We start from the raw sequence: 22,468 nt of genomic DNA, 5'->3' as shown, positions 1-22,468 counted from the left end.
GATCAGATGTTGGACTTGAGGCTGGTCACGAAGAATCGCTGGAAGCCGAAGAACAGCGCGACGGTGGGCAGCGACACGACCAGGGCGGCGGCCAGGACCGCGGGCTGGCCGACGGCGCTGAAGTTGCCCTGCAACCCCGCCAGCGCGGCCATCACCGGCTGCACCTCCGGGCTCAGCGACAGGGTGATGCCGAAGAACAGCTCGTTCCAGATGTAGACGAACTGGAACACGAACGCGGCGGCCATCGCGGACCGGGAGAGCGGGACGTGGATCGACCAGAACAGCCGCAACCAGCCGGCGCCGTCGATCCGGGCCGACTCGGTGACCTCCAGAGGCAGTGTGGTCAGGTAGTTGCGGACCACGAACATCGCGAACGGGATGCAGATCGCGACGTAGACGATGCCCAGGCCCCATGGGGTGTCGTACAGGTTGGTGGTGGAGGCCGCGAGGAACAACGGCCGGGCGAAGACCTGCAGCGGCAGCAGCGTGCCGGCGTAGATCAGCCAGAACCACAGCGCCTTGCGCCGGACCGGCATCACCACCAGGGCGAACGCGGCCAGCGTGGCGATCAGCACGGCTGCCGCGGCGCAGACCGTGGCGTAGAGCAGGCTGTTGCGGGCGGCGTCGGTGAAGTCGGCGGCCCGCCAGCCGGCCTCGATGTTGTCCCACAGCGCGAAGCTGCCCGGGAACCACCGGGCGGTTCCCGAGTAGGAGTCGTTGGAGACGGCCGCGTTCACGATCAACAGGTAGGTGGGCAGCAACCAGATCAGGCCCAGCGCCACCACAACGACATTGCGCACCACCCGGCCGGGGGTCAGGTTCCTCATCGGCTGCTCCTCAGATTCGAGCGCAGATAGATCCACGAAGCGCCGACGACGACGATCGTCAGCACCACCGCGATCGCCGAGCCCTGCCCGGCGTCCTGGAGCAGGAACGTCTCGCGGTACATCGACAGGGCGAGCGTCTCGGAGCTGCGGGCCGGGCCGCCCTGGGTGAGCACCCAGATGACGTCGAAGGCGCGCAGCGCGTTGGCCAGCGTGATGCCGACGACCACGACGGTGACGGCGCGCAGCTGCGGGAACGTGACGTGCCGGAATCGCTTCCAGCCGTCCGCGCCGTCCAGCGCGGCCGCCTCGATGGTCTCCACCGGCACGGTCTGCAGGCCGACGAGGAACAACACGACCGCGACGCCGGTGCTCTGCCAGGTGCTCAGCAGGATGGCGCTGATCGTGTTCTGCGGCCAGAGCAGCAGCCACTGTGCGGTGAGACCGTCCAGTCCGGCCGCGATCAGCAGCTGGTTCACGGCGCCGTTGGTCTGGAGCATGAACGCGCCGACCACGGCGACCGCGGAGCCGGAGATCGCGTACGGCAGCACCACCGCCAGCCGCGCCCAGCGTCCCCATCTCGTGGCATTGGTCATCACCGCGATGGCCAGGCCCAGCCCGACCGGCAGGACCAGCGACCCGACCACCCAGATCAGCGTGTTGACCAGCGACCTGACCAGGATCGGGTCCCGGAACATCTGCGCGTAGTTGGCGAGCCCGGTGAACTCCGGGGCGATGCCCTCACCGAAGAAGCTGCGGTGGAACGTGATGGCGAACGGCGTCAGGAGCACCACCGCCACGCATCCGACGGCGGGGAACAAGAAGGCCGCGCGGGACGCCGCGGCCCGGACCGTCATCCGGCCTGCTTCTTCCAGGCGGCCCACTCGGTCACGGAGGTCTTCTGGATCGCGTCGAGTGTCTTCGGGCCGGTGCCCGGGTCGACCATGAACCCCTGCAGCTCGGTGGTCGCGGCCAGCACCAGCTTGGACGGGAAAGCCTCGTAGAAGCGGTTCAGCAGCACCGGCTTGTCCTGGGCGACCTGGGTCTGCAGCTTCTTGATCAGCGGGTCGGTGGAGGGGACATCGGGATTCGCCGAGCTGTCCGCGAGGAAGGTGGACCAGACCGTCTGCACCGACGGGTCGAGCCAGTTGCCCAGCTGCTTGACCGCGTCCTCGCGGTTCGGCGCGTTGGTGGGCACGGTCCACGCGCCGCCCTCGACGAAGGTCGACCGGGGCGCGCCGGGCGTCACGGTCGGCATGAAGAAGGCGCCGTAGTCCTTGTCCGGCGTCATGCCGGCCAGCTTGAGGTTGCTGTTCTCCCAGGTACCGACCGGGAGCATGGCCACCTTGCCGGATTTCATCATCGCCGGGGCGTCGGCGAGCTTGACGTCGGCCGGGGTGGTCCAGCCCCTGTCGATCCAGCCCTTCCAGATGGCCATCGCGTTCTGGGAGACCGGGTCGGTCCAGGCCGCCTTGTTCTGGGTGAGCTTGGCGTAGAAGTCGGGGGACTGGGCGGCGACCAGGGTCTGGTAGGGGATGAACGACGTCCAGGTGTCGGACTGGCCGGTCCACAGCGGCGTCACGCCGTTCTGCTTGAGGGTGGCGGCGGCCTTCTCGAACTCGGCGAACGTGGTCGGCGGCTCGATGTCGTGCTCGGCGAACAGCGGCTTGCTGTAGAACACCACCCAGTAGGACTGGTACATCGGCAGGCCGTACACCTTGCCCTGGAAGGTGTAATTGGGCTTGAGCGCCGGGTCGACCCAGCCCTTCTGCTCGGCCGAGTTCCACACGTCGGTGAGGTCGGTCAGCAGCCCGGTCGAGGCGAGGTCCTGCAGCTTGTATCCGCTCCACCACTTGACCAGATCGTTGGTCTTCCGGGTGGTGATCGACGTCCGCACCACCTGTTCGTAGTCGGAGGTCGACGGGACGCTGACCGGTTTGATGCCGCGGCCGGTGATCTTCTGCAGCGCCGTGCCGGCGTCGACGAAGCCCTTTTCCCAGGTGGGATTGTCGGAGTAGAGGGAGAGCGGGCCGGCGCCGCCGGCCGGCTCGCTGCCGCGCCCGCAGGCGGCGGCCGACGTGACCGTGAGCACCGCGGTGAGAAGCGCGCTGGCTGTCCGTTTCGTGATCCGCATCTCCGGCACGGTATCGCTACCATAGACACTAGGCAATACGTTGGAAACAAATCCTGCTGGGGCACGGAGATGTGGACTGGGCAACTCTGGTACCGATACCATCGCCGGGGTGGTTGACCAGATGAGTTACGAGTCCGAGCCGATCTACCCGCCGGCGACGGGTGCCGTCCGTCGCGGATGGGACGCGGTCCGCGACGTCCTTCCCCGCCCCGGCGCGGTGCTCGCGATCGACGGCCCGATGGTGCAGGACTGGGCCGCCGTGCTGGCCGCGCTGCCGCCCGATGCGTTGCTCGTCGACATGCGCACCGCGACGGTCGGCTGGGATCAGGTGCGCAAGCGCACCGAGTCCGCCCGCGAGCTGGCCGGCGACCCCGACTTCGCCACCCTCGCCACGGGGACCCTGGCGGATCTCATCGACCGGGTGCCGCCGGTGCCACGCGACCCCGGCCGGCTGACCGTGGTGTTCGGCCCGGGCGCCGCTCTGGCCGGGCACGACGAGCTCTGGTATGCCGACCTGCCCAAGCGGTACGCGGAAAAGGCGACGATCGACGGCCACGGCCGCAACCTCGGCCGGCCGGCCGGCGATGCGGGTGACACGCGGCGCCTGTTCTATGTCGACTGGCCGCTGCTCGACCGGCACCGCGACGCCGTCGCCGCAGACCTCACGCAATGGCTCGACCTGCAGGATCCGGCCGATCCGCAGCTGCTCGCCGGCGCCGATCTCCGCGCCTCGCTGGCCTGGCTGTCCCGTCGTCCGCTGCGCACCCGGCCGACCTTCAACACCACCTCTTGGGGCGGGCACTGGGCGCAGGAGCAGCTCGGCATGAATCCCGGCGCACGCAACACCGCCCTCGGGTACGAGCTGATCGGACCGGAGAGCGGCATCCTGATCGGCACCCGGGACGGCGGCGCCGTCGAGGTACCGTTCCAGCTGCTGGTCGCGTCGCACCCGGAAGCGGTGCTGGGCGAGGCCGTGCACCCGCGGTTCGGTACGTCGTTCCCGATCCGGTTCGACTACCTCGACACGTACGGCGGTGGCAACCTCTCCGTGCACTGCCATCCGCGGCCGGACCGCATGCGTACGGTTTTCGGCTGGCCGTACCCGCAGCACGAGACGTATTACATGATGGTGGGCTCGCCGGAGAACGTGGTGTACCTGGGACTGCGCGACGGCGTGGACCTGGCCGCCTTCGAGCGCCAGGCACACGCGGCACACGACCACGGCGAGCCCTTCGACATCGAACGGTTCGTGCAGCAGCACCCCGCCGACGAACACCAGCTGTTCCTCATCCCAGCCGGCACCCCGCACGGCAGCGGCAAGGGCAACGTGGTGCTCGAGGTCAGCGCGACGCCCTACCTCTACTCGCTGCGCTTCTACGACTGGCTGCGCCGCGACGCCGACGGCCGGCAGCGCCCGGTGCACGTCGGCCACGCGTTCGGCAACCTGGACACCAGCCGCACCGGGCCCGAGTCGCGCGCCGATCTCGTCCAGCGGCCGCGGACGGTCGAGGCCGGCGCCGGCTGGCGCGAGGACCTGATCGGAGCCCTGCCCGAGATGTTCTTCCAGGTGCACCGCCTGGAGCTGGCGGACGGGGCGACGGCGCCGCAGGACACGACCGACCGTTTCCACGTGCTCAACGTGGTGGCCGGGCGGGTCCGGATCCGGACCGGGCTCGGCGAGCACCTGGTGTCGTTCGCCGAGACGCTGGTGATTCCGGCGGCGGCCGGTCGCTACACGGTCACCGCCCTCGGCCCGGCGGGAGCGCGTGTGGTGAAGGCGTTCGTCCGATGATCGCGGCGGTCGAGCTCGGCGGCAGCCACGTCTGCGCGACCCGGGTCGATCCGGCCACGTGGACGGCCCGCGACGATGCGCCGCCGGTCTGGCGGGTGGATCCGCAGGCCGGAGTGCGAGACCTGATCGGGGCGCTCACGGTCGCGGCGCGATCGGCCGGGCCCTTACGGGATACGCCGTTGTGCCTCGCCGTTCCCGGCCCGTTCGACTATGCCGGGGGCGTCGGCCGGTACGCCGGGGTCGGGAAGTTCACGACGCTCAACGGCGTCGATGTGCGCGCCGCCCTGACCGAGGCGCTCGACGGGCAGCCGGCGGAGATCACGTTCGTGAACGACGCCGAGGCGTTCGGGGTTGGGGAGTGGGTCGCCGGGGCCGGCCGGGGCCTGGACCGGATCGCCGGGATCACGCTCGGGACCGGCGTGGGATCGGCCTTCCTCGACCGCGGCCGGGCTGTGCGGGACGGCCCGGCGGTGCCACCTGAGGGCCGGGCCGACCTGCTGGAGATCGACGGCCGCCCGTTGGAGGAGACGGTCAGCACCCGGGCGGTGCTCCGGGCACACGGGCGGCAGGCCGCGGGTGTGCTGGAGGTGATCCGGGCCGGGGACGCCGAGGCCCTGACCGCCTACCGCCGGCTGGGGAGCGCGCTGGCTCCGTACGTCCGCGGTTTCGCCGCCCGGGCCGTCGTGGTCGGCGGCGCGGTGACCCGGTCGTGGGACGTGATCGGGCCTCTGTTCATCGCCGGGCTGGCCGACGGCGGTGCCGAGGCGGAGGTGCTGGTCGCGGCCCACCCGCGGACCGCCGCGCACGTCGGCGCCGCCTGGCTGACGCGGCGGGGGACGGCGCCGTGATGGCGATACCATCGCAGCGATGAACCCGACGATGCGTGACGTCGCCGACTACGCGCGCGTCAGCCCGATGACCGTGTCGCGCACCCTCCGCGACGACCCCGGCGTCGCCCCCGAGAAACGCAGCCGCGTGCTGGCGGCGGTCGCGGCCCTCGGTTACCGGCGCAACGAGGCCGCGCGCACCCTGCGGGTCGGCGGCTCGACCAAGCTGCTCGGCGTCATCATCACCAACATCGCCAACCCCTTCTACGCCCAGCTCGCCCTCGGCATCGAGGACCACGCGGACAAGCGCGGGATGCGCGTCGTGTTCGCCAACTCCGGCGAGAACACCGACCGGGAACGCCAGCTGGTCCAGGATTTCGCGGCCCGCCGGCTGGACGGCATCATCGCGGTGCCGGCCGCCAACCAGCACGACCACCTCGACCCGGCCGGTCTCGCCGCCGTCCCGGTGGTGCTCGCGGCCAGCCCGCCCCACCGGATCAACGTGGACGCGGTGCTGCTGGACGACTTCGGCGGCACCTACGAGGCGACCAGCATGCTGATCGCGCGCGGCCACCGCAACATCGGTTTCCTCGGCCTGCCCGCGGCCACCTGGACCGGCTCGGAACGCTACCGCGGTTATGTGGCGGCGCTGGAGGCGGCCGGACTGGCGGTGCAGGACCGGTTCGTCCGCCGGAACCAGCCCCACGTCGCGGCCGCGGTCGAGGCGGCGAACGCGATCCTCGACCAGCCCGACCCGCCGACCGCCGTCTTCGCCGCCAACAACCGCAACACCATCGGTGCCTACCGCGCCATCCGGTCGCACGGCGGCACGACCGCCCTGGCCGGTTTCGACGACTTCGACTTCGCCGACCTGCTCGACCTGCCGCTGATCGTGGTGTCCTATGACGCCCGTGAGATCGGCCGGGTCGCCGCCGAGTTGGTCTGCGGCCACATCGACAACCCGTCGTCCACCCCGCTGGCCCGCCGGGTGGTCATCCCGACCAAGGTCATCGACTACCCCAACGCCGCGTCCTGAGAATTGGCCATGGCCCCATCGTCGCCTACCAACGGGTCCAGCGCGTTGAGCGTCAACGTGATCAATCCATCCTCGCCCCCGGGCGGGCTACACCTGTGAACCGCTGGTCTCACCGAACCCTGACACCCAGGATCCCCGCCGCCCGGCGCCTGGGGGTGGTGCCGGCCTCGCTGGCTGACGCGGCGGCGAGTTCAGCGGAGAAGACGCCGGCATCCTGACCCGCCGGTGCGACAGGACGTCGGTCAGCCGATCTTGTGCCGGCCGTGGGCGGGCGCGTGGGTGGGCGGCACGATGCCGAACATTTGGCACACTGCCGTTTCGATGGTGAGCTGGAACAGTGACCAGAGCGCCTGGTCGGGCTCGGTGGGCAGCAGGCGGGAACACCTCGGCGGCGGCGTCCTCGGCGACGACCGCGACAAGGTGTCCTCCCGCGGCTGGCGAAGGGCCTCCGCCGTCATCGAGATGTTGTTGATTCGCGATCATAGTCGCATGAAATTCGACGCCACTACGCCATACGGCAGCACGCACGAGCAGCAATTCCGTCTTCTCCCGATAGCCCATCCTGAAGACTTCGTCGTAGCGGCAGATCAGGATGACAGCCATGGCGACGGAATCTCAAACGGCGGTGAAGTCAGAAGTTCGAGCTAGCCTGCCCAGCTCGGCCTGTCGGCTAAAGGAAATGCCGCCTGTCTGACGCCGTGGAGGGCGAGCCCTTCGAGCCGTATCGCATCAGGTACGAGGCTTGCTCGCGGTCCGACTGATTAGGTGAGAAGACGGGTCGAGGATTTCTAACTCGAGGCTGCTGGTGGCATCATGATGGCAAAGCTGCAGACGCTGTGAGCCATCGGGACAGACTGGCTCATTCACTGATGCCCCTCAACTACGGGTGATGTTGCCGGTCCGGCGACGTCCGGATTTGCCGATGACAGTGCGCCAATCCGCACCGAGCAAATTGGCGGTGCTCAGTTGATAAAGGCCTCTTGTCAGCCATTGTGGCTGCCGGGGGCGGTGCTGATCGTCGACGGGCTCTTTCTTCGCAGGATGAAATCGTGGTGGCCTGGGCCTATCTGTGTTCCTGGACGTCCCGTTCAGCGTGAAAGCGAAACGAATGGCGCTTCGCGACGGTACGAACCCCACCCCCGAGAACCCCAGCATGCGACGCTACGTTGAGGCGCAACGCATGTATTTGGACACCTGTTACCGCGTCGGCGCACCGACATCCTGATCGAATTGTTGGATCGGGCTATTCCTGTGTGGGGCTGGCCGGGATGTGCGCGTCCGGGGTCGGGATCCCGTATGCCGGTTGTGGGACGCCGATGGCGGCCAGTTCGGTGCGGCCCTCGTGCGCGCGGTCCGGGATGAGCAGGAGGGTGCAGGCGCGTTCGAATCGCGCGCCGATCAGTTCCCAGCCTTTGACGGATGCGGTCAGTGCGGCTTGGTCGTGGTACAGGCGGCCGCGGGCGCGGGCGAGGCCGGCGGCGGCCCAGTCGTTCTGCTCTGCTGCCGATGCGGCCACGGACAGGCGTTCGGCAGCGTCGGGCAGTCCGGCGACGACCGCCAGTTCGGCTTTGACGGCACGGGCATATGGCTCGTAGCGGTTGGCGACAAAGCCGGTGAACTGCTGGCCCGTTGTCGCGGTCGCGGCACCGACCCGCCCGGTGTGAAGGGCGACCCGTGCGTCAACGAATGCGGCGAACGACGCGTGGTTGCTCAACTGGGTGATGTCGGTGACGTTGGCAGCCTGCGCCGCCCGGGTCCGCCAGAGCCGGAACTGCTCGCTGTCTCCGCGCAGCCCGTAGGCGAGGGCGGTGGCCATCAGAGTCTCTGTCTTCAGCAAGGTGTAGCGCCGTCCGGCACCATGCCAGTCCTCCCACGCGGCACCGGCGAGGCGCAGCGCCTCGTCCAGGTCGCCCATGAGCACCAGCGGCGCGACCAACGTCGTCAAGGCCTTGTGGTGTGCCAGGTCGTCAGCCAGATGTTGTCGAGCGGTCGCTGCCGCGGTGGGTAGGTCACCGACCAGGAGGGCGTACATGACGACAATGCCGTACGCGTCGGATATCTCTACCGCGAAGCGCGGGTCGTCCACGGCGTGCGGGGCGAGCAGGGCGAGCCGTTCGGTGACGATGCTGAGCGCGTCCCGTAGCCGGCCGGCCCTGGCGGCCGCCAGGCCGACCGCGTCGAGGGCGGCGCTGATCAGTATCGGATCGGCGGTGGCGCGCGCGGCATCGGCTGCGGCGGCGGACAGAGCCGGATCGGGTGAGAGCTTTTCGCCGCTGGCGGTCCAGGCCCGGGCGGCGGCAAGGTGCGCTGCGACGACCATGTCGTGGGGGTCGGCTGTGGTCGACGCTTCGGCGAGGACTTCGCGCAGTCGCTGGTGAGGGATTTGACTGCGGTCACCGGGATGCCGGTGACCGGTGATCACGGCAGAAGCCAATGCGATGGCCTGAGTGTTGCCGTCACCGGCAACGCGTGCCTGCTCGGCTGAGCCGAGCAGAAGCCCGTAGGCCTCCTTGAAGTCCCCGAGCGCCAGCGCGCAGTCGGCCGCGGCGCGCAGGTCCTCGGCGGCATCCGTCGGGAGTCGAGCGTGCTGGGCGGCCTGCCGGTGGCGGGTGACTGCTTCGGTCAGGAAGCGCCGTGCGTAGGTCAGACGTCCCAGCGCTCGGGCAAGGCGATGCGGCAGATCGCCCGGGCCGGGGGGCGCCGCGGCCAGGGCTGCGCGTAGATCATCGGCGACGAGATCGAAAATGTCCCGCCATCGCCCGGACCGCGCCGCCAACTGCGCCGCGGTCCGGGCGGCCCAGCGCAGATGCCGCTCCTGGACATCGGCCTGCTCGCCGCTGGTCCGAAGCTGGTCACCGGCGTAGGCGCGGATCGTGGTGGGTAGCCGCCACCAACCTGGGGCGGGCTGTTGATGGGCGACCAGATGCTTGTCGGTCAGCCGGCCGAGCAGGTCGGCGATGGATGCCGGGTCGTGCCCGGGGGTCACCGCCACCGCCGCGGCCAGATCGAAGCTGCCGACGAACACCGCAAGGCGCCGTAACAGGGCACGCTCCTGGTCGTCGAGCAGGTCGTGACTCCAGTCGATCACCGCGCGCATCGAGCGGTGCCGTGCGTCGGTTCCCCGTCCGCCGGCCAGCACCCGCAGCCGATCCTCGAGCGCGACCAGCAAGCCCGCGGTGCCTAACGACGGTGTGCGGGCTGCGGCCAACTCGATCGCCAGCGGAACGCCGTCGAGCTTGGCGCAGATGTCCGCGACCAGGGTCGCGTCCGCGCTGAATGAGGGATCTGACGCCCTCGTACGGTCGACATAGAGTGTCTCGGCGTCGGAGTTCAGCGGCAGTGGTGCGAGGGGCATGACTCGCTCACCGGGTATCCCGAGGCGCTCGCGACTGGTCGCCAGCACCCGCACACCGGCGGTGATGGCGAGGATCCGTTCGGCGAATCCAGCTACCGCGTCGAGCAGGTGCTCGCAGTTGTCCAAAACGAGAAGCGAACGGTGTTGCCCCAACCGTTCAGCGATAGCCTCCTCCAGCGGAACCTTCGGCCGCTCGGCCACGCCAAGTGCGGCCGCGACCGCCTGCGCGACGAATCCGTCGCGTACCGGCACCAGATCCACGAATGCCCCGCCGGCGGGAAAGGACACCGCCGCCGCTTCGGCGATGACCGCTGCGAGTCGGGTCTTGCCGACGCCACCCGAGCCCACCAGGGTGACCAATCGGGAGCATTCCAAGGCGGCCAGGGCCGCGTCACGCTCGGTGCCTCGCCCGACGAAGGACGTCCAGGCGGACGGCACGCCGAGCACCTGTGACCGGCCCGGCCCGACCCGGCCGGCCAGCGCCGCAAGAGCCAGCCTGTCGGAGACTCCATGTTTGCGCAGCAGCGAGGAGACGTGGCTCTCCACGGTCCGGACCGAGATGTGCAAGCTGGCGGCGATTTCCGCGTTTGACAGCCGCGACCCGATGGCGGCCAGCACCTGAGCCTCCCGCTTGGAAACCTTGGGGGGATGCGGAGCAGTCATCGCGCCGGCGGGGGCCTCAGCCTCAGGCCCGGACGCCTCGGCGCGAGAAAGCTTGATCATTGCCACATCATGACCGACCATCGCCCGGTCCGTGGCCCCGTTTTGCGTGGTGAAAATCCGTGGTCAGCACGGATGCCCTCCCCCTGGGGTGTAGCGCACGCTTTGACGTACAACACCGACGCCGTCCGGTCAAGCGTTGCGGGGCAGCGTCAAGCCCGGCTTGCCCCGGCCAGGTCTGGCCCCGCCGTCGCGATCTTGCTGGATCACATGATGCATGCGGTGCGCGCCGGCGCTCTGACGCGATTGATATCTCATCCATGTCTGTAAATGAACTCACGAGAGAGACGCGCATATATGGCACATATAGTCTCCCCCGGCGGGATCACCGCCGCCGAGCATCGCGAACCTTCGACCAGGGTGACCAGATTGTTGCTTGGCTGCGGTGTCGTGGCCGGGCCGTTCTACGTCATCGTCGCCTTGGCGCAGGCGTTGACCCGCGAGCGGTTCGACCTGACCAAACACAGCTGGAGCTTGTTGGCCAACGGCGATCTCGGCTGGATCCAGATCACCAACTTCATCGCCACCGGCATGATGGTCATCGCGGCAGCGGTGGGACTCCACATGACGCTGCGCCCGAAACGCGGCAGCATCTGGGGTGCCCTGCTCCTGGGCGGCTACGGCCTCGGCATGATCGGGGCTGGCATCTTCCGGGCGGACCCGGCACAGGGCTTCCCGGTCGGCACACCCGAAGTCACCGCCGTGAGCACACACGGCCTGCTGCATTTCGTGTTCGGCGGCGTCGGATTCTTGTGCGTGATCGCGGCCTGCTTCGTGTTGGCCGACCGGTTCGTCCGCGACGGGCGGCGCGACCTGGCCTGGTTCTCGCGGATCACAGGGATCGTCTTCCTCGCGGGATTCGTCGGCATCGCCAGCGGCTCACACGGTCCCACGACCGTAACGTTCGTCGCCGCGATCCTGATCGTCTGGAGCTGGCTGTCCACGGTGTCCCTCCACCTATACCGCCATGTCGCTATCAAGGACCGTCAGAAGTGCACCGACATGTCCCAACGACCACGCAACTCATGACACGGGGTGACGGCGGAGCCATCGAGACACGGCGACCAGGCTGACCGCCGACGCGGGAATTGGCGCTCCAGGACCGATGAGTTTCGCGGCCGAGCGTTGTCTGACCCTTTGACGGCTGCACCAGCGCGGCAAACAGCGTCACAGCCCGTGCCCGACTTGTTCGTCCGAAAGGAAGGTCCGCCATGAGATTCCAGACCACCGTCCTGACCGCCGGCAAGACCACCACCGGTGTCGCCGTGCCGGCTGCGATCGTCGACGCGCTCGGCAGCGGAAAGCGACCGAAAGTCCGGGTGACCATCGGCCAGCACACCTTCCGTAGCTCGGTGGCGCCGATGAACGGCACCTACATGCTCGGCCTGAATGCCGACGTCCGGCAGCAGACCGGCATCGCCGGCGGAGACGTCATCGAGCTTGAGATCCGGCTGGACACCGAGCCCCGCGAGGTCGCCGTCCCGGCCGACTTCTCCGCTGCCCTCGACCAAGAACCGCAGGCCCGGAACTTCTTCGACCAGCTGTCTTACAGCAACCGCAGAGCACACGTCCTCTCGATCGAAGGCGCCAAGACCGACGCCACCCGACGCCGGCGCATCGAGAAGTCCGTCGCCACGCTCGCCGCCGGCAACGCCCGCTGACCAACCCACCCTGCCCGTGGCGCCCCGCGCACCGACGTTCGCGTCCCACCGCACGTCCATCGACCAGCTCTGCCAACCAATCGAAGGAACATCATGAACTTCGTCACCTCCCCGGACGGCACCCGCATCGGCTACGACCGCATCGGCTCAGGTCCGACGATCATCCTGATCGGCGGTGGTCCGGTCGACCGGAGCGCCGAGTCGCCGCTGGCCGCGCTGCTGGCAGAGCAATTCACCGTCTACAGCTACGACCGCCGCGGGCGAGGTGACACCGTCGACACCGCCCCGTACTCGGTCGACCGCGAATTCGACGACCTCCAGGCACTCATTACCGAAGCGGGCGGATCCGCGATGATGTACGGCACCTCCGGCGGCGGGATGATCGCGATCCAGGCCGCCGCCCGCGGTCTGGCCATCACCAAGCTGGCGCTGTGGGAGGTCCCTTACATCCTTCCCGGCACCCGCGAGCCCATCCCGGCCGACTACCGTGACCAGCAATACGCCCTGCGAGCGGACGGCCGGTTCAGCGACATGATGGAACTGTTCATGCTCAAGGCGGCGCTCATGCCCGCCGAATTCGTCGCCGGCATGAAGAACGCCCCGTTCTGGGACGCGATGGCCGCCAGCGCGAGCTGCCTGACCTACGAAGCCGACGTCGCCGCCGACTTCGCCCTGCCGTCCGACGCGCTGAAGTCCATCACCATCCCCACCCTCGTCATCGACGGTGCGACTATTCCCTGGATCACCGCGGCGGCCGAGGCGATCGCCAACGCTCTCCCACACGCCCACCGCACCACGCTGCCAGGCCAGCCGCACAACGTCGACGCGGCCGCCATCGCCCCCATCGTCACCGCATTCTTCGCCAGCAAGTCATGAGGAAGGTCATCGCCCAGCACACCGTGTCCGCCAACGGTGTCATGGAGGCGCCTGGGGGAGTGTCGGGGATAGCAAATTGGCCATTGACGGGGGATCGGTGCCGTCGTCAGGCTGCTGGTGGGGAGTACAACGCTGTGCTGTTCCGGATTTTGCGGTCATAACTGCTCGCTACGAAGGAGCGACCAGCGAGTTCAATCCCGTTGCGGCCTTCAGCTGTTATGGAGGAGTAATTTTGGCGGTACTCGGGCTGCTGGTATGGCTACTCCTCAGCCGTTCTGCTGAACGTGATCGGCAGCATGAAAGTGACTGAAAGAATAGGCCTGGATCTGACAGATGCGACGCGCTCATTTGCCGCTGGTAGAGCGCGGTGGGATCGGCTGGCTAAGTTCGGTAGCTGGTGTTTGACGGCACCTGGAGCGGTCGGATGTGTTATCCACAGCTCTTTCCGCAGGGCTCTGTCGGCCGTGTTTCTGCGGGCTGCGGCGGTTGTGGCGGCAGGCTTGCTGTGCCCCGCGCGTGGTTGGAGGGAAGCAGTGGGGTGCAAGGCGATGCCCCGTGCTCGGCCGGTACCGTCGGTGTCGACATCGGCCGCCAGCGGAACTAGGGATTGATGATGGGTTGGACTGAAGCTGACGGTGATGCATTGAGCCATTTTGAGCCATTTTCATCGTGCCGGTGCCGGTGCCGGTGCCGGTGCCGGTGCCAGTGCAGGTCGCGAGGGCACGCAGTCTGATGTGGACATAAGGCGAGGCTCCCGGTAAGACAGCAGTCGACCAAGATCCGATGCCCCAACCGGGAGCCTCGCTGTGCTGTCTTACCCTGCTGCGATTCCGCTGTCCACCCGCACCCTGAACCACCTCGCCGACCTCATACGGGCACACCGCACCCAGCGCCGTTCCCGATGGCGACGCCTTGATCCTGGCCGGCAAGCCCTGCTCGCCCTGGCCCACCTGCGCAACGGCGACACCCTGACCCGCCTGGCCTGCGGATTCGAAATCGGCGTCACGACGGCCTGGCGATATGTCCGCGAAGCCATCGACCTGCTCGCCGCCACCGCAGACGACCTGGCCACTGCGATGGCCCGGATCCGTCTGCTGGCCTACGCAATCCTCGACGGCACGTTGATCCCGATCGACCGGGTCGCCGACCAGAAGCCCTACTACTCCGGTAAGCACCGCCGTCACGGCGTGAACGTGCAGGTCATCGCGGACCCGGTCGGCCGGCTCATCTGGGCGTCGGCGGCTCTGCCCGGCTCCACCCATGACCTGACCGCCGCCCGCATCCACCAGATCATCGAAACCCTGACCAGGGAAAACGTGATGACGTTCGCCGACAAGGCCTACCAGGGCGCCCGCGGCAGCATCCGAACACCGTTCAAACGCCACCGCTCCCGGCCGAAACTGTCTCGCTGGCAGAAGAAGGTCAACCGCGCCAACGCCCGGACCCGCGCCAATGGCGAACGCGCCAACGCGACCCTCAAGACCTGGAAAATCCTGACCAAGCTGCGGTGCTGCCCACGCCGCGCCACCGCGATCGTGCAGGCCATCCTCGTCCTACACCACGTCGAAAACCCCATCTACGCATGATGAAAACGGCTCAATGCGTTGGATGGGTTCGGCGCCGGTGTGATGATGGTGTCGTGTTGATCGAGGAGTTGTCGTGTCTCGCGGATGACCCGGCAGATTGTGGATCGGTTGCTGTGTGACAGGTGTGCCAGCGTGTCGGGAGGCAGAGACAACCGCAGGTGCAGGATGGTGGCCAGGACCCGGTCGGGGAAACCGAATGTGGATGGGCGCCCGGATCGTGGGGCGTGGGGCCGGATTCCGTTGTGGCCGGCGGCTTCGACGGCTTGTTGGTGGGCCGCTTTCGTGTGGCTTCACGCCGACCGTCGACGATGGCTTCGAGCGCGGCGGTCAGTGCGGTCGGTTCGTCGGGGGTCATGCCGGTGAAAGTGGGATGTGACAAGGACTCCGGTGGCTCGGCGGGGGTGCTGGTGGGTGCCTCGTTGTCGGGTGTGGCGGGGTGCAGGGTGTAGTTCCAGTCGCCGTGGAAGCACTGCCGGCCAGGGTTCTTGAAGTCTCCGAGAAGTTCTTTCTTCTTCGTATCGACACTGATCCCCGGCTGACCGGCGTCGCGGTGAGTACGGGCCTGTTCGTTGAGATAGGTGAACTGCCCGTCGCGGTCCGGGTGTTGCTTGCCCTCCAGGGTTTTCGTGTTGCTCTGCAAGCTGAAACCGTCTTCGCGCAACAGATCAGCGACGACGTCGGCGGAGACCCGATGGCCTTGGCCGGTCAGTTCGCCAGCAAGGTTCCGGGTCGATTTCGTGGTCCACCGCAGCGGTGACATCGGATCACCGCGCTCGTCCGGCTCAACCATGGCCATCAACGCTGGACGCAACCCGGGATCGAGGTCCACGACCCGTTTGCGGGCCCCCGCCGGGCCTACGCGTTGACCCAACGGCACAGCACCGGCGTCGAGTTCATCGACGCCGAGCGCGACCGTCGCCTCCCGAACCCCGGCAGCCCCGGCCACCGCCCGGATCCCGCCATGGCCCAGCACCCGCGCCTCGGCACCCATCAACAACCGGCGCTGCCGCTCATCCAGATGCGGAAAGATCGCCTGGAACTTCGCCACCAGTTGCTCTTGAACCCCTGCCATCACACCCATAACAGATCAACGGACCACAATCCGGCAAGCTACGGGTTATTCCTCTGCGAGCCCTTAGCGGCCCGATCCGGTGCCGTGCGAGCTATCGGTGTGCGTCCAGCATGATGCCGAGTTCGGCCGGCGGAGTGCCCTTGCCTACCCGCGGCTAATCGCTGTTTGCCAATCCTAGTCGTCCCTTGTGGAGAGTGTTGGTGCCGTCGGCGGCGTGTCATGCGCACGGCGGTAGTCAACCCATTTCCAGCTCGGGGTCGACACAAACGCGGTCACGTCCCGCGTGCTTGGCCGCGTACACCAGTTCGTCAGCCCGGGCGAGCAGGGCACTCGGCACAATATCGCCCCTGGTCGCGGTCATACCGATGCTCACGGTGACGGTAAGGTCGTTTGCGAGCTTTTGCCACGGATAGGCCGCAATATCGTGCCGGAGCGCTTCCAGATGGGGCGCCGCCGCCTTCGGGCCGATCCCGGGCAGGATCAGCAGGAACTCCTCGCCTCCCGTGCGGGCCGCGAAGCCGGGGAACTCTGCAGTGGAGGCCGGGACGGCCGCAGCCAGTAGACCTGCAATGACGACGAGGGCCTGATCGCCGATCTGGTGGGAGAACGTGTCGTTCACACGTTTGAAGTGGTCCACGTCAATCACCGCCGCTACCAGCGCCACACCGACGCGTTCTGCGTTATCGATCATCGCGGGTAGGTGTTCGTCCAGGTGACGACGGTTCGGCAGTCCGGTGAGCGGATCGTGCCGGGCCTGCTCCCGGAACCGTGCGGCGTCCTCGCGCGCCTCAGCGGTTTCGAACATCGCCTGACGGGTGCGAGCCTGCGCCTCGCGCTGCTGGGAGATGAGTTCAATGTCGGCTGCGTAGAACGCCTTGTGCGTCAGAAAGGCGCGCTCGAATTCGCCGCACGCGCCGTACAATTCGGCCTGTTCCTGTAGGAGCTGCACACTGATCTTGGTTAGGTTCCGCTCGTCGCACAGGAGCCGGCAACGATCGAGCGTGTCCTGCGCGGCCGCGGTGGCCCCCAGGTGGCGTTGGGCCACCGCGAGGGTCGCCATGAACTGGGCCAACGAGTCGACCTCCTGCTCCCAGCTACCGGAGCATGCGTGAATGCTGGCCCTGGCGGCCTGCTCGGCTTCGGCATACCGGCCGATTGCGATCTGGACCTGCGCCACGGTGTCCAGGTAGTTGGGGTTCAACTCGGATTGGTGCTCTGCGGCGACCGTCTGCAGCCCTTGGACCACCTCCCACGCGCGCTCAGCATCACCGGCCTCGAGTTCCGAATAGGCCAGATTGTTGAGCACCGCCAACTGGCGCTGCACGTCACCACTGGCTACCGCGAACCGCTCAGCCTGCTGGTAGCGCTTGCGGGCCTGCTCGAACGAGCCCGTTGCGTTCAGCGCCCCGCCAAGGGCCATGAGGTAAGCCGACCGCGTGCGAGCCGGCGCGGAGTCTTCCAAGTGCTGCACCGCGCTGACCGCGTGTTCAAGGCAGGCCGCCATATCACCGAGAGCGTAGAAGATCCGCGCTGACAGCCGGTCGCTGCGTGCACGCAGCGCGCGGTGATCATGTTTGGCGGTCCACGCGTTGACTTCCCAGAGGACACTCGCCACCGCAGTGGCCTGTCCCTCGCGCTGCCACATGTCCGCCTGCAACAGGCGCGCCCGCAGGCGCAGCTCTGAATCGCCCAGGGCTTTTGCGGCCCGCTCGATCTCGGCCGCCTTGGCCAGGACGACCAGAACGTCGAAGGCGAGTGGGTCCTCAAGATCATCGAGCTGGGTGGCCAGCTCATCCGCGCGGCGGATCGGGGTGGCCTCGGGGTGCCGCGGCTCGCACGGCGAGGCGCTCAAAGCGGGCGCCATCGGCGCGTGCTCCGAGCCATCTACCGCCGGCCACTTTCTCACGGTGCCCCAATCGGCGCCGCGGCCGTGAACGGTAGAAGATTGAGGTCGTGATCTGATCCTGGGCCGGCCCGCGGGTCCGATCGCGAATATCGTGGCCACCGTCCTCGATCTCGCCCTCCGCCCACGACCGGACAGTAGTGTCCTTCGCTCGCGGGACGTCGGCGCCCGCTGGCACGACAAATCACGGCGGATCGCGTCGTTGTCGCTGATCCGATCCGCCGTGATGTGGTGTCGTGGGTCAGTTCCAGGATGCGGTGGCCCAGTCTTCGCTCGACCAGGAGCGGCCGGTCCAGGTGCCGGCTGACCAGGACCGACCCGACCAGGACCGGCCCGACCAGCTCGGGTCGACCCAGGATGTCGCCGAGCCGCCCCATGGCGCGCCCGACCAACTGGCGTCGGCCCAGGTCCTGGAAGCGAACGAGCTACCCGTCCAGCCGTCTCCGGCGATCCGGTTGCCCATCCACGAGCCACCCCGCCATGACGTGCCGTCGGCGGACGCCTTCGACCAGGCCGCGGTGTCGAACGGTCCGTAGATGGTGTTCTGCCCACTGAGCGCCACGCCGTTGGTGACCACTCGGCTTCCGCCCCGGGCGCTGTCCAGCGAGCCGGAGGCATCGGACAGCATAAATGTCTGGGCGAGCGTGGTCGGTGTCAGGCCGAGAGCCGCGTTGACGTTGATCTCCCGGATGCCGCGCTCGGCGGCGATGCCGATCCTCATGTACGTGCCTTGCCTCAGCACGTCCTTGACCTGGTCGGGCGTTAGCGTGGGCTTGGCCTGTAGAAGCAGTGCCACTGCGGCGGAGGTCACCGCGGCGGCCTGCGACGTGCCGCTGCCCCGGAACAGGGTGGCGCCGACGCGCGCGCCCGGATAGCTGTTGTCGATGTTCGAGCCCGGCACGCGCAGCGAGGCGATCGACTGACCGGGGGCCAAAAGGTCGGGCATCTTCTCCGACGTCGCCAAGTTGCTGAACGTGGACAGCTCGTCATCGGCGGTCGACAGGGTGCCCTTCGTGCTGGTGGCGGCCACCCCGATGGTGTAAAGGTCGCTCGCCGGGTTAGCGAGGCGCACCGACGAGTTGCCGTCATTGCCGGCGGCGGCGACCACCACGATGCCGGCCTTCCAGGCCCGCTGCACCGCGAAGCTGAGCGGATCGCTCCAGAAGTTCGGGTTGCCACCGCTGCCGTACGACAGATTCAGCACCCGGATCCGGTTGGCCGGGTCGTCGTTGCGGTGCGCCACGACCCAGTCGATCGCCGCGATGACCTGCGTGACGTCAACGGCGCCGTTGGCGGTGCCCAGCTTCAGCGACGTCAGCTTGGCTTTGGGGGCAAGGCCCTTGGCGCCGGTTGCGGTGTCGTTGCCGACGATGATGCCCGCCATGTGAGTGCCATGACCGTAGGTGTCGAGATAGCGCAGACTCGCCGACTGCGACTCGAACGACAGGTCTGGCCCGTTCACGATCTGGGCCGCGGGCACGCCGGGCACTCCTGCCACACCGGTGTCGATCAGCGCGACACCGACGCCCGCGCCGGTGAGGTTGGCGGCGGCGCCGACGTCAGCGCCGACAATCGTCCGGACGTCCTGGAGACTGGTGCCGCTGGACGCCGTCGAATCGGCGCTCAACCACAGACCCGACCAGCCACCACCCGGGCGGACGTTTTCGCCCGAGGTGAAGCCGACCGGGCCGGCGACCACGAGTGGGACCAGCGCGGTCGCCACCGCCGCCGAAAGCAGGCGAGATGATCTGCCCCATTGTTTCACCGTAGACACAAGATGTCCTTTCCTGAGATGCCGAGGCTGAATGGCCTGGCCCACCGTTCGGCCAGAGCCCTGCTCGTCCCGTCCGTACTCCACGAGCCCTGACCCGCGCCGGTCGCCGCCACCGGCTCAGGCATGCCACAAACCCGCCGGCGGGTGAGGATCCAGAAGCCACCGGCAGCGCGGTCGGTCCCGAGCTATCGGCGCGGCAGCCCGGCACGTCGCGGGCACCTCCGGGACGGTTCCTCGCTTGCGGCACCCATCTCTCACGGCATTGCTCATGCTGAACTCGTCTCCCTTCGCGCCGGCAGTGCTGGGGGGTTCGCTAGCCGGGGCCACCCGGGTCGATCGTCCGACGCATGCGAAATCTGAACAGAACACGTAACTTCCGTTCGGGTGGGCTTGGCCCGTTTGACGGACAGGGTCGATGTGTTGATCTTGTTCAGGCAGCTTGACGTGCTGGTAGCAGGTCCTCGTGGTGGGTGGCTTCGTATGCGGTGGGCCTGAGGTAGCCGAGGGTTGAGTGTCGGCGGCGGGTGTTGTACCAGCCTTCGATGTACTCGAATATTGCCTGGCGGGCGGCGGTGTGGGTTGGCCAGGGTTGCCGGTGCAACAGCTCGGTCTTGATGGTGGAGAAGGACGACTCGGCGACGGCGTTATCCCAGCATTGCCCGCGCCGGCCGACCGACAGGCGGATCCCGTGGACGGCGGCGAGGCGGGCGTGTTGGGCACTGGTGTACTGGCAGCCGCGATCGGAGTGGAAGACCAGTCCGGACGCGGGCCGGCGCCGCACGAGGGCGTCGGTGAGAGCGTCGTCGACCAGGTCGGTCTTGAGGTGATCGGCGACGGCCCAGCCGACGATGCGGCGTGAGGCGAGGTCGATGACGGTGGCCAGGATCTTGAGTCGAGGGTCTACATCTGTCAGTAGCGGAAGTTGGCGACCACGGCGCTGAGCTCGCCGGACATGCGGGCGAGGTCGGCGGTGGCTTGTTGGGTTTCGGCGACGCCTTGGCTGGTGAGGCGGGCTGCTTCGGCGACGCCGGTGATGTTCTGAGCGATATCGCCGGTGCCGGCGGAGGCTTCGGTGACGCTGCGGCTCATCTCCGCGGTGGTGGCGGTCTGTTCCTCGACTGCCGAAGCGATCGTTGTTTGAATGTCGCTGATCCTGGCGATGACCTTGGAGATCTCCTCGATCGCCGTGACGGCACCGGTGGTGTCCGCCTGGATGGCCTGCACTCGGCGGGAGATGTCGTCGGTGGCGCGCGCGGTCTCCTGGGCCAGGTCCTTGACCTCACTGGCCACGACCGCGAAGCCCTTACCGGCCTCGCCGGCCCGGGCGGCCTCGATGGTGGCGTTGAGAGCGAGCAGGTTCGTCTGCCCGGCGATCGAGGTGATGACTTTGATGACGTTGCCGATCTCGGCGGACGACTCGCCGAGCTTGTTCATCGTCGTGGATGTCGCGGCGGTGATGGCGACGGCGTCGGTAGCGACCCGGGCGGCCTCAGTGGCGTTCTGCGAGATCTCGCGGATCGAGGCATTCATCTCCTCACTACCGGCCGACACGGTCTCGACACTGCGGGAGACTTCCTCCGCCGCGGCCGACACGGTCAGGGCCTGCGCGGAGGTCTCTTCCGCCGATGCGGCGATTTGCGCGGAGACGCCGGACATCTGCTCGGACGCGCTGGCCAGCGAGGTGGCGGAGCCCTCGATGGTCGCCACGGTCTGGCGCAGCCCGGCTATCGCGGCGTCCAGGGCCAGCCCCATCTGCCCGGGCTCGTCGCGAGTGCTCAGCCCGGTGGTACGGGTCAGGTCGCCGGCCGCGAGGCCACCACAGATGTCCTTCACCCTGGACAACGACCGAACGATCCCGCGGGCGATCAGGAAACCCAGGCCCATAGCGAGCAGCAGCCCGGCAACCAACAGCAGGATCGCCGTGGTGCGGCTGGATTGGTAACCGGATTTGGCGTTTCCGGCGCTGTCGGCGGCGGCAGCGTTCTCTGCGGAGCTGAGCGCCTCGACGTCGGCGTAGACCGCTTTCAGAATCGGCAGGGCCTCGTTGTCGCGGACCTGTTCCCATTCCTTGATGTCCTTGCGCTCTCCAGCGGGAATCATCTTGGTCTGCGCGACCTGGGAGTAGGCCTGCCAGTTCGTCTCGAGGCGCGCGATCACCGCGGGGTCACCGGCGGGCTGGTTGCCGCGGTAGGCGGTCATCGCCGCGTCGAAGGCCAGTAGATCGGCGGCGAACGCCTGGCCGAATTTGGTCGTATTGGCCTCGCTCAGCGAGACCGCCTGCATGGCCACGTCGACCCTGGCCTGGGTCATCGCGGTCTGGACCCGGCCCGCGGCCCGGACGTTGGCGACGTTGCGGTGGTAGATGTTCTGCGCGGAGTCGCTGGCCTTGCTCAACGCTTGCAGCCCGGCGAGCCCGACAATGAGCGCGACCAACCCCGCGACGCCGACCGCGCCGAGAATCTTGACGTTCACACTCAGATCAGCGAAGAAACGCCGCCTGGGCGCCGGTCCGACGTTCATGGCGATCGAACTCATTCCAGGAATCTCCTGACTCCGTGGCGGCGTGCGGCCGGAACGACCCCGCACCATCGCCGGCACCGGCCCGGACACGAGGTCTAACCAACCGACCCTAGGCCGCAACAACGCGTCACACAGCCGTTTGCCCCATTCATCAGGAACTGCCGACAACATGTACTGCCGGAATTCATACGAGCTGCCCTGCGCGTCGGCCGCGCCCCGCCGGGATGTCGGGGGATCCCTCCCTCAGCCGCCACGTCCAGCTTGGCGAGGAAGCCTCTGCCCGGATCACCACCGAGAACGACGACCACAACCGCCGACGACGCCGCTGAGGAGGTCAGCGCCGGATCCGCTTGTATCGCACCAAACCCCGTTCGTGGTCGAGACCTCG

16 protein-coding genes and 1 pseudogene are annotated in these 22,468 nt (G+C 68.0%); 8 read left to right on the top strand and 9 right to left on the bottom strand.

The window, feature by feature from the left end:
* Window positions 1-2: 2 nt before the first annotated feature.
* Genes AB0M54_RS29790 through AB0M54_RS29780 form a run of 3 tightly spaced genes read right to left on the bottom strand, consistent with a single transcriptional unit; the run spans window position 3 to window position 2,958 of the window.
* The gene (locus tag AB0M54_RS29790; protein ID WP_364474905.1) at window positions 3-827 is read right to left on the bottom strand and encodes a carbohydrate ABC transporter permease; all 825 of its coding nucleotides are present in this window, start codon (window positions 825-827) and stop codon (window positions 3-5) included.
* On the bottom strand, window positions 824-1,681 hold the full coding sequence (locus tag AB0M54_RS29785; RefSeq protein WP_364324094.1) for a sugar ABC transporter permease: 858 nt from the start codon (window positions 1,679-1,681) through the stop codon (window positions 824-826). The genes AB0M54_RS29790 and AB0M54_RS29785 overlap by 4 nt, the downstream gene beginning before the upstream one ends.
* A complete protein-coding gene (locus AB0M54_RS29780) occupies window positions 1,678-2,958 on the bottom strand; it encodes an extracellular solute-binding protein (RefSeq protein ID WP_364324096.1) in 1,281 nt (426 codons plus the stop codon). The genes AB0M54_RS29785 and AB0M54_RS29780 overlap by 4 nt, the downstream gene beginning before the upstream one ends.
* Window positions 2,959-3,079: 121 nt before the next feature.
* Here AB0M54_RS29780 and AB0M54_RS29775 point away from each other — a divergent pair, with 121 nt between their 5' ends.
* From AB0M54_RS29775 to AB0M54_RS29760, 4 genes are all read left to right on the top strand, one after another.
* The gene (locus tag AB0M54_RS29775; protein WP_364474903.1) at window positions 3,080-4,750 is read left to right on the top strand and encodes a hypothetical protein; all 1,671 of its coding nucleotides are present in this window, start codon (window positions 3,080-3,082) and stop codon (window positions 4,748-4,750) included.
* Window positions 4,747-5,598 carry an ROK family protein gene (locus tag AB0M54_RS29770; protein WP_364324100.1) on the top strand — a complete coding sequence of 284 codons (852 nt, stop codon included), beginning with the start codon at window positions 4,747-4,749 and terminating at the stop codon, window positions 5,596-5,598. Before AB0M54_RS29775 ends, AB0M54_RS29770 begins: the two co-directional genes overlap by 4 nt.
* A 19-nt stretch (window positions 5,599-5,617) precedes the next feature.
* On the top strand, window positions 5,618-6,613 hold the full coding sequence (locus AB0M54_RS29765; RefSeq protein WP_364324102.1) for a LacI family DNA-binding transcriptional regulator: 996 nt from the start codon (window positions 5,618-5,620) through the stop codon (window positions 6,611-6,613).
* 225 nt (window positions 6,614-6,838) lie between these two features.
* The gene (locus AB0M54_RS29760) at window positions 6,839-7,261 is read left to right on the top strand and encodes a hypothetical protein (protein WP_364474901.1); all 423 of its coding nucleotides are present in this window, start codon (window positions 6,839-6,841) and stop codon (window positions 7,259-7,261) included.
* Between the two features lie 595 nt (window positions 7,262-7,856).
* Here the strand turns inward: AB0M54_RS29760 and AB0M54_RS29755 are convergent.
* Window positions 7,857-10,691 carry a LuxR C-terminal-related transcriptional regulator gene (locus AB0M54_RS29755; protein ID WP_364474899.1) on the bottom strand — a complete coding sequence of 945 codons (2,835 nt, stop codon included), beginning with the start codon at window positions 10,689-10,691 and terminating at the stop codon, window positions 7,857-7,859.
* A gap of 357 nt (window positions 10,692-11,048) precedes the next feature.
* Here AB0M54_RS29755 and AB0M54_RS29750 point away from each other — a divergent pair, with 357 nt between their 5' ends.
* The 4 genes from AB0M54_RS29750 to AB0M54_RS29735 all read left to right on the top strand — a co-directional run bounded on the left by AB0M54_RS29750 (window position 11,049) and on the right by AB0M54_RS29735 (window position 14,811).
* Window positions 11,049-11,717 (top strand): DUF998 domain-containing protein, encoded by a 669-nt coding sequence (locus tag AB0M54_RS29750; RefSeq protein WP_364333586.1) that lies wholly within the window; start codon window positions 11,049-11,051, stop codon window positions 11,715-11,717.
* A 182-nt stretch (window positions 11,718-11,899) separates the two neighbouring features.
* Window positions 11,900-12,349 (top strand): YdeI/OmpD-associated family protein, encoded by a 450-nt coding sequence (locus AB0M54_RS29745; RefSeq protein ID WP_364333589.1) that lies wholly within the window; start codon window positions 11,900-11,902, stop codon window positions 12,347-12,349.
* Between the two features lie 93 nt (window positions 12,350-12,442).
* Window positions 12,443-13,225 carry an alpha/beta hydrolase gene (locus tag AB0M54_RS29740; RefSeq protein ID WP_364333591.1) on the top strand — a complete coding sequence of 261 codons (783 nt, stop codon included), beginning with the start codon at window positions 12,443-12,445 and terminating at the stop codon, window positions 13,223-13,225.
* A gap of 806 nt (window positions 13,226-14,031) precedes the next feature.
* Window positions 14,032-14,811, top strand: a complete 780-nt coding sequence (locus AB0M54_RS29735; protein WP_364474897.1) for a transposase family protein — start codon at window positions 14,032-14,034, stop codon at window positions 14,809-14,811.
* Window positions 14,812-15,298: 487 nt separating this feature from the next.
* Here the strand turns inward: AB0M54_RS29735 and AB0M54_RS29730 are convergent.
* The 5 genes and pseudogenes from AB0M54_RS29730 to AB0M54_RS29710 form a co-directional block, all read right to left on the bottom strand.
* Window positions 15,299-15,802 (bottom strand): annotated as a pseudogene (locus AB0M54_RS29730) (ISAzo13 family transposase); the annotation flags it as partial.
* A 316-nt stretch (window positions 15,803-16,118) separates the two neighbouring features.
* Window positions 16,119-17,747, bottom strand: coding sequence for a diguanylate cyclase (locus AB0M54_RS29725; protein WP_364474895.1), 1,629 nt, complete (start codon window positions 17,745-17,747; stop codon window positions 16,119-16,121).
* A gap of 280 nt (window positions 17,748-18,027) precedes the next feature.
* Entirely contained in the window at window positions 18,028-19,560 is a 1,533-nt protein-coding gene (locus AB0M54_RS29720; protein ID WP_364474893.1) for a S8 family serine peptidase, read from the bottom strand.
* 430 nt (window positions 19,561-19,990) lie between these two features.
* Window positions 19,991-20,443: an IS3 family transposase gene (locus AB0M54_RS29715; RefSeq protein ID WP_364475021.1), complete on the bottom strand. Its 453-nt coding sequence runs from the start codon at window positions 20,441-20,443 to the stop codon at window positions 19,991-19,993.
* A gap of 26 nt (window positions 20,444-20,469) precedes the next feature.
* Window positions 20,470-22,095 (bottom strand): methyl-accepting chemotaxis protein, encoded by a 1,626-nt coding sequence (locus AB0M54_RS29710; RefSeq protein WP_364474891.1) that lies wholly within the window; start codon window positions 22,093-22,095, stop codon window positions 20,470-20,472.
* Window positions 22,096-22,468: the final 373 nt, after the last annotated feature.

It is taken from the genome of Actinoplanes sp. NPDC051470, from assembly GCF_040682035.1.
Lineage (GTDB): Bacteria > Actinomycetota > Actinomycetes > Mycobacteriales > Micromonosporaceae > Actinoplanes.
This window is presented reverse-complemented; position numbering and strand designations above follow the sequence as displayed.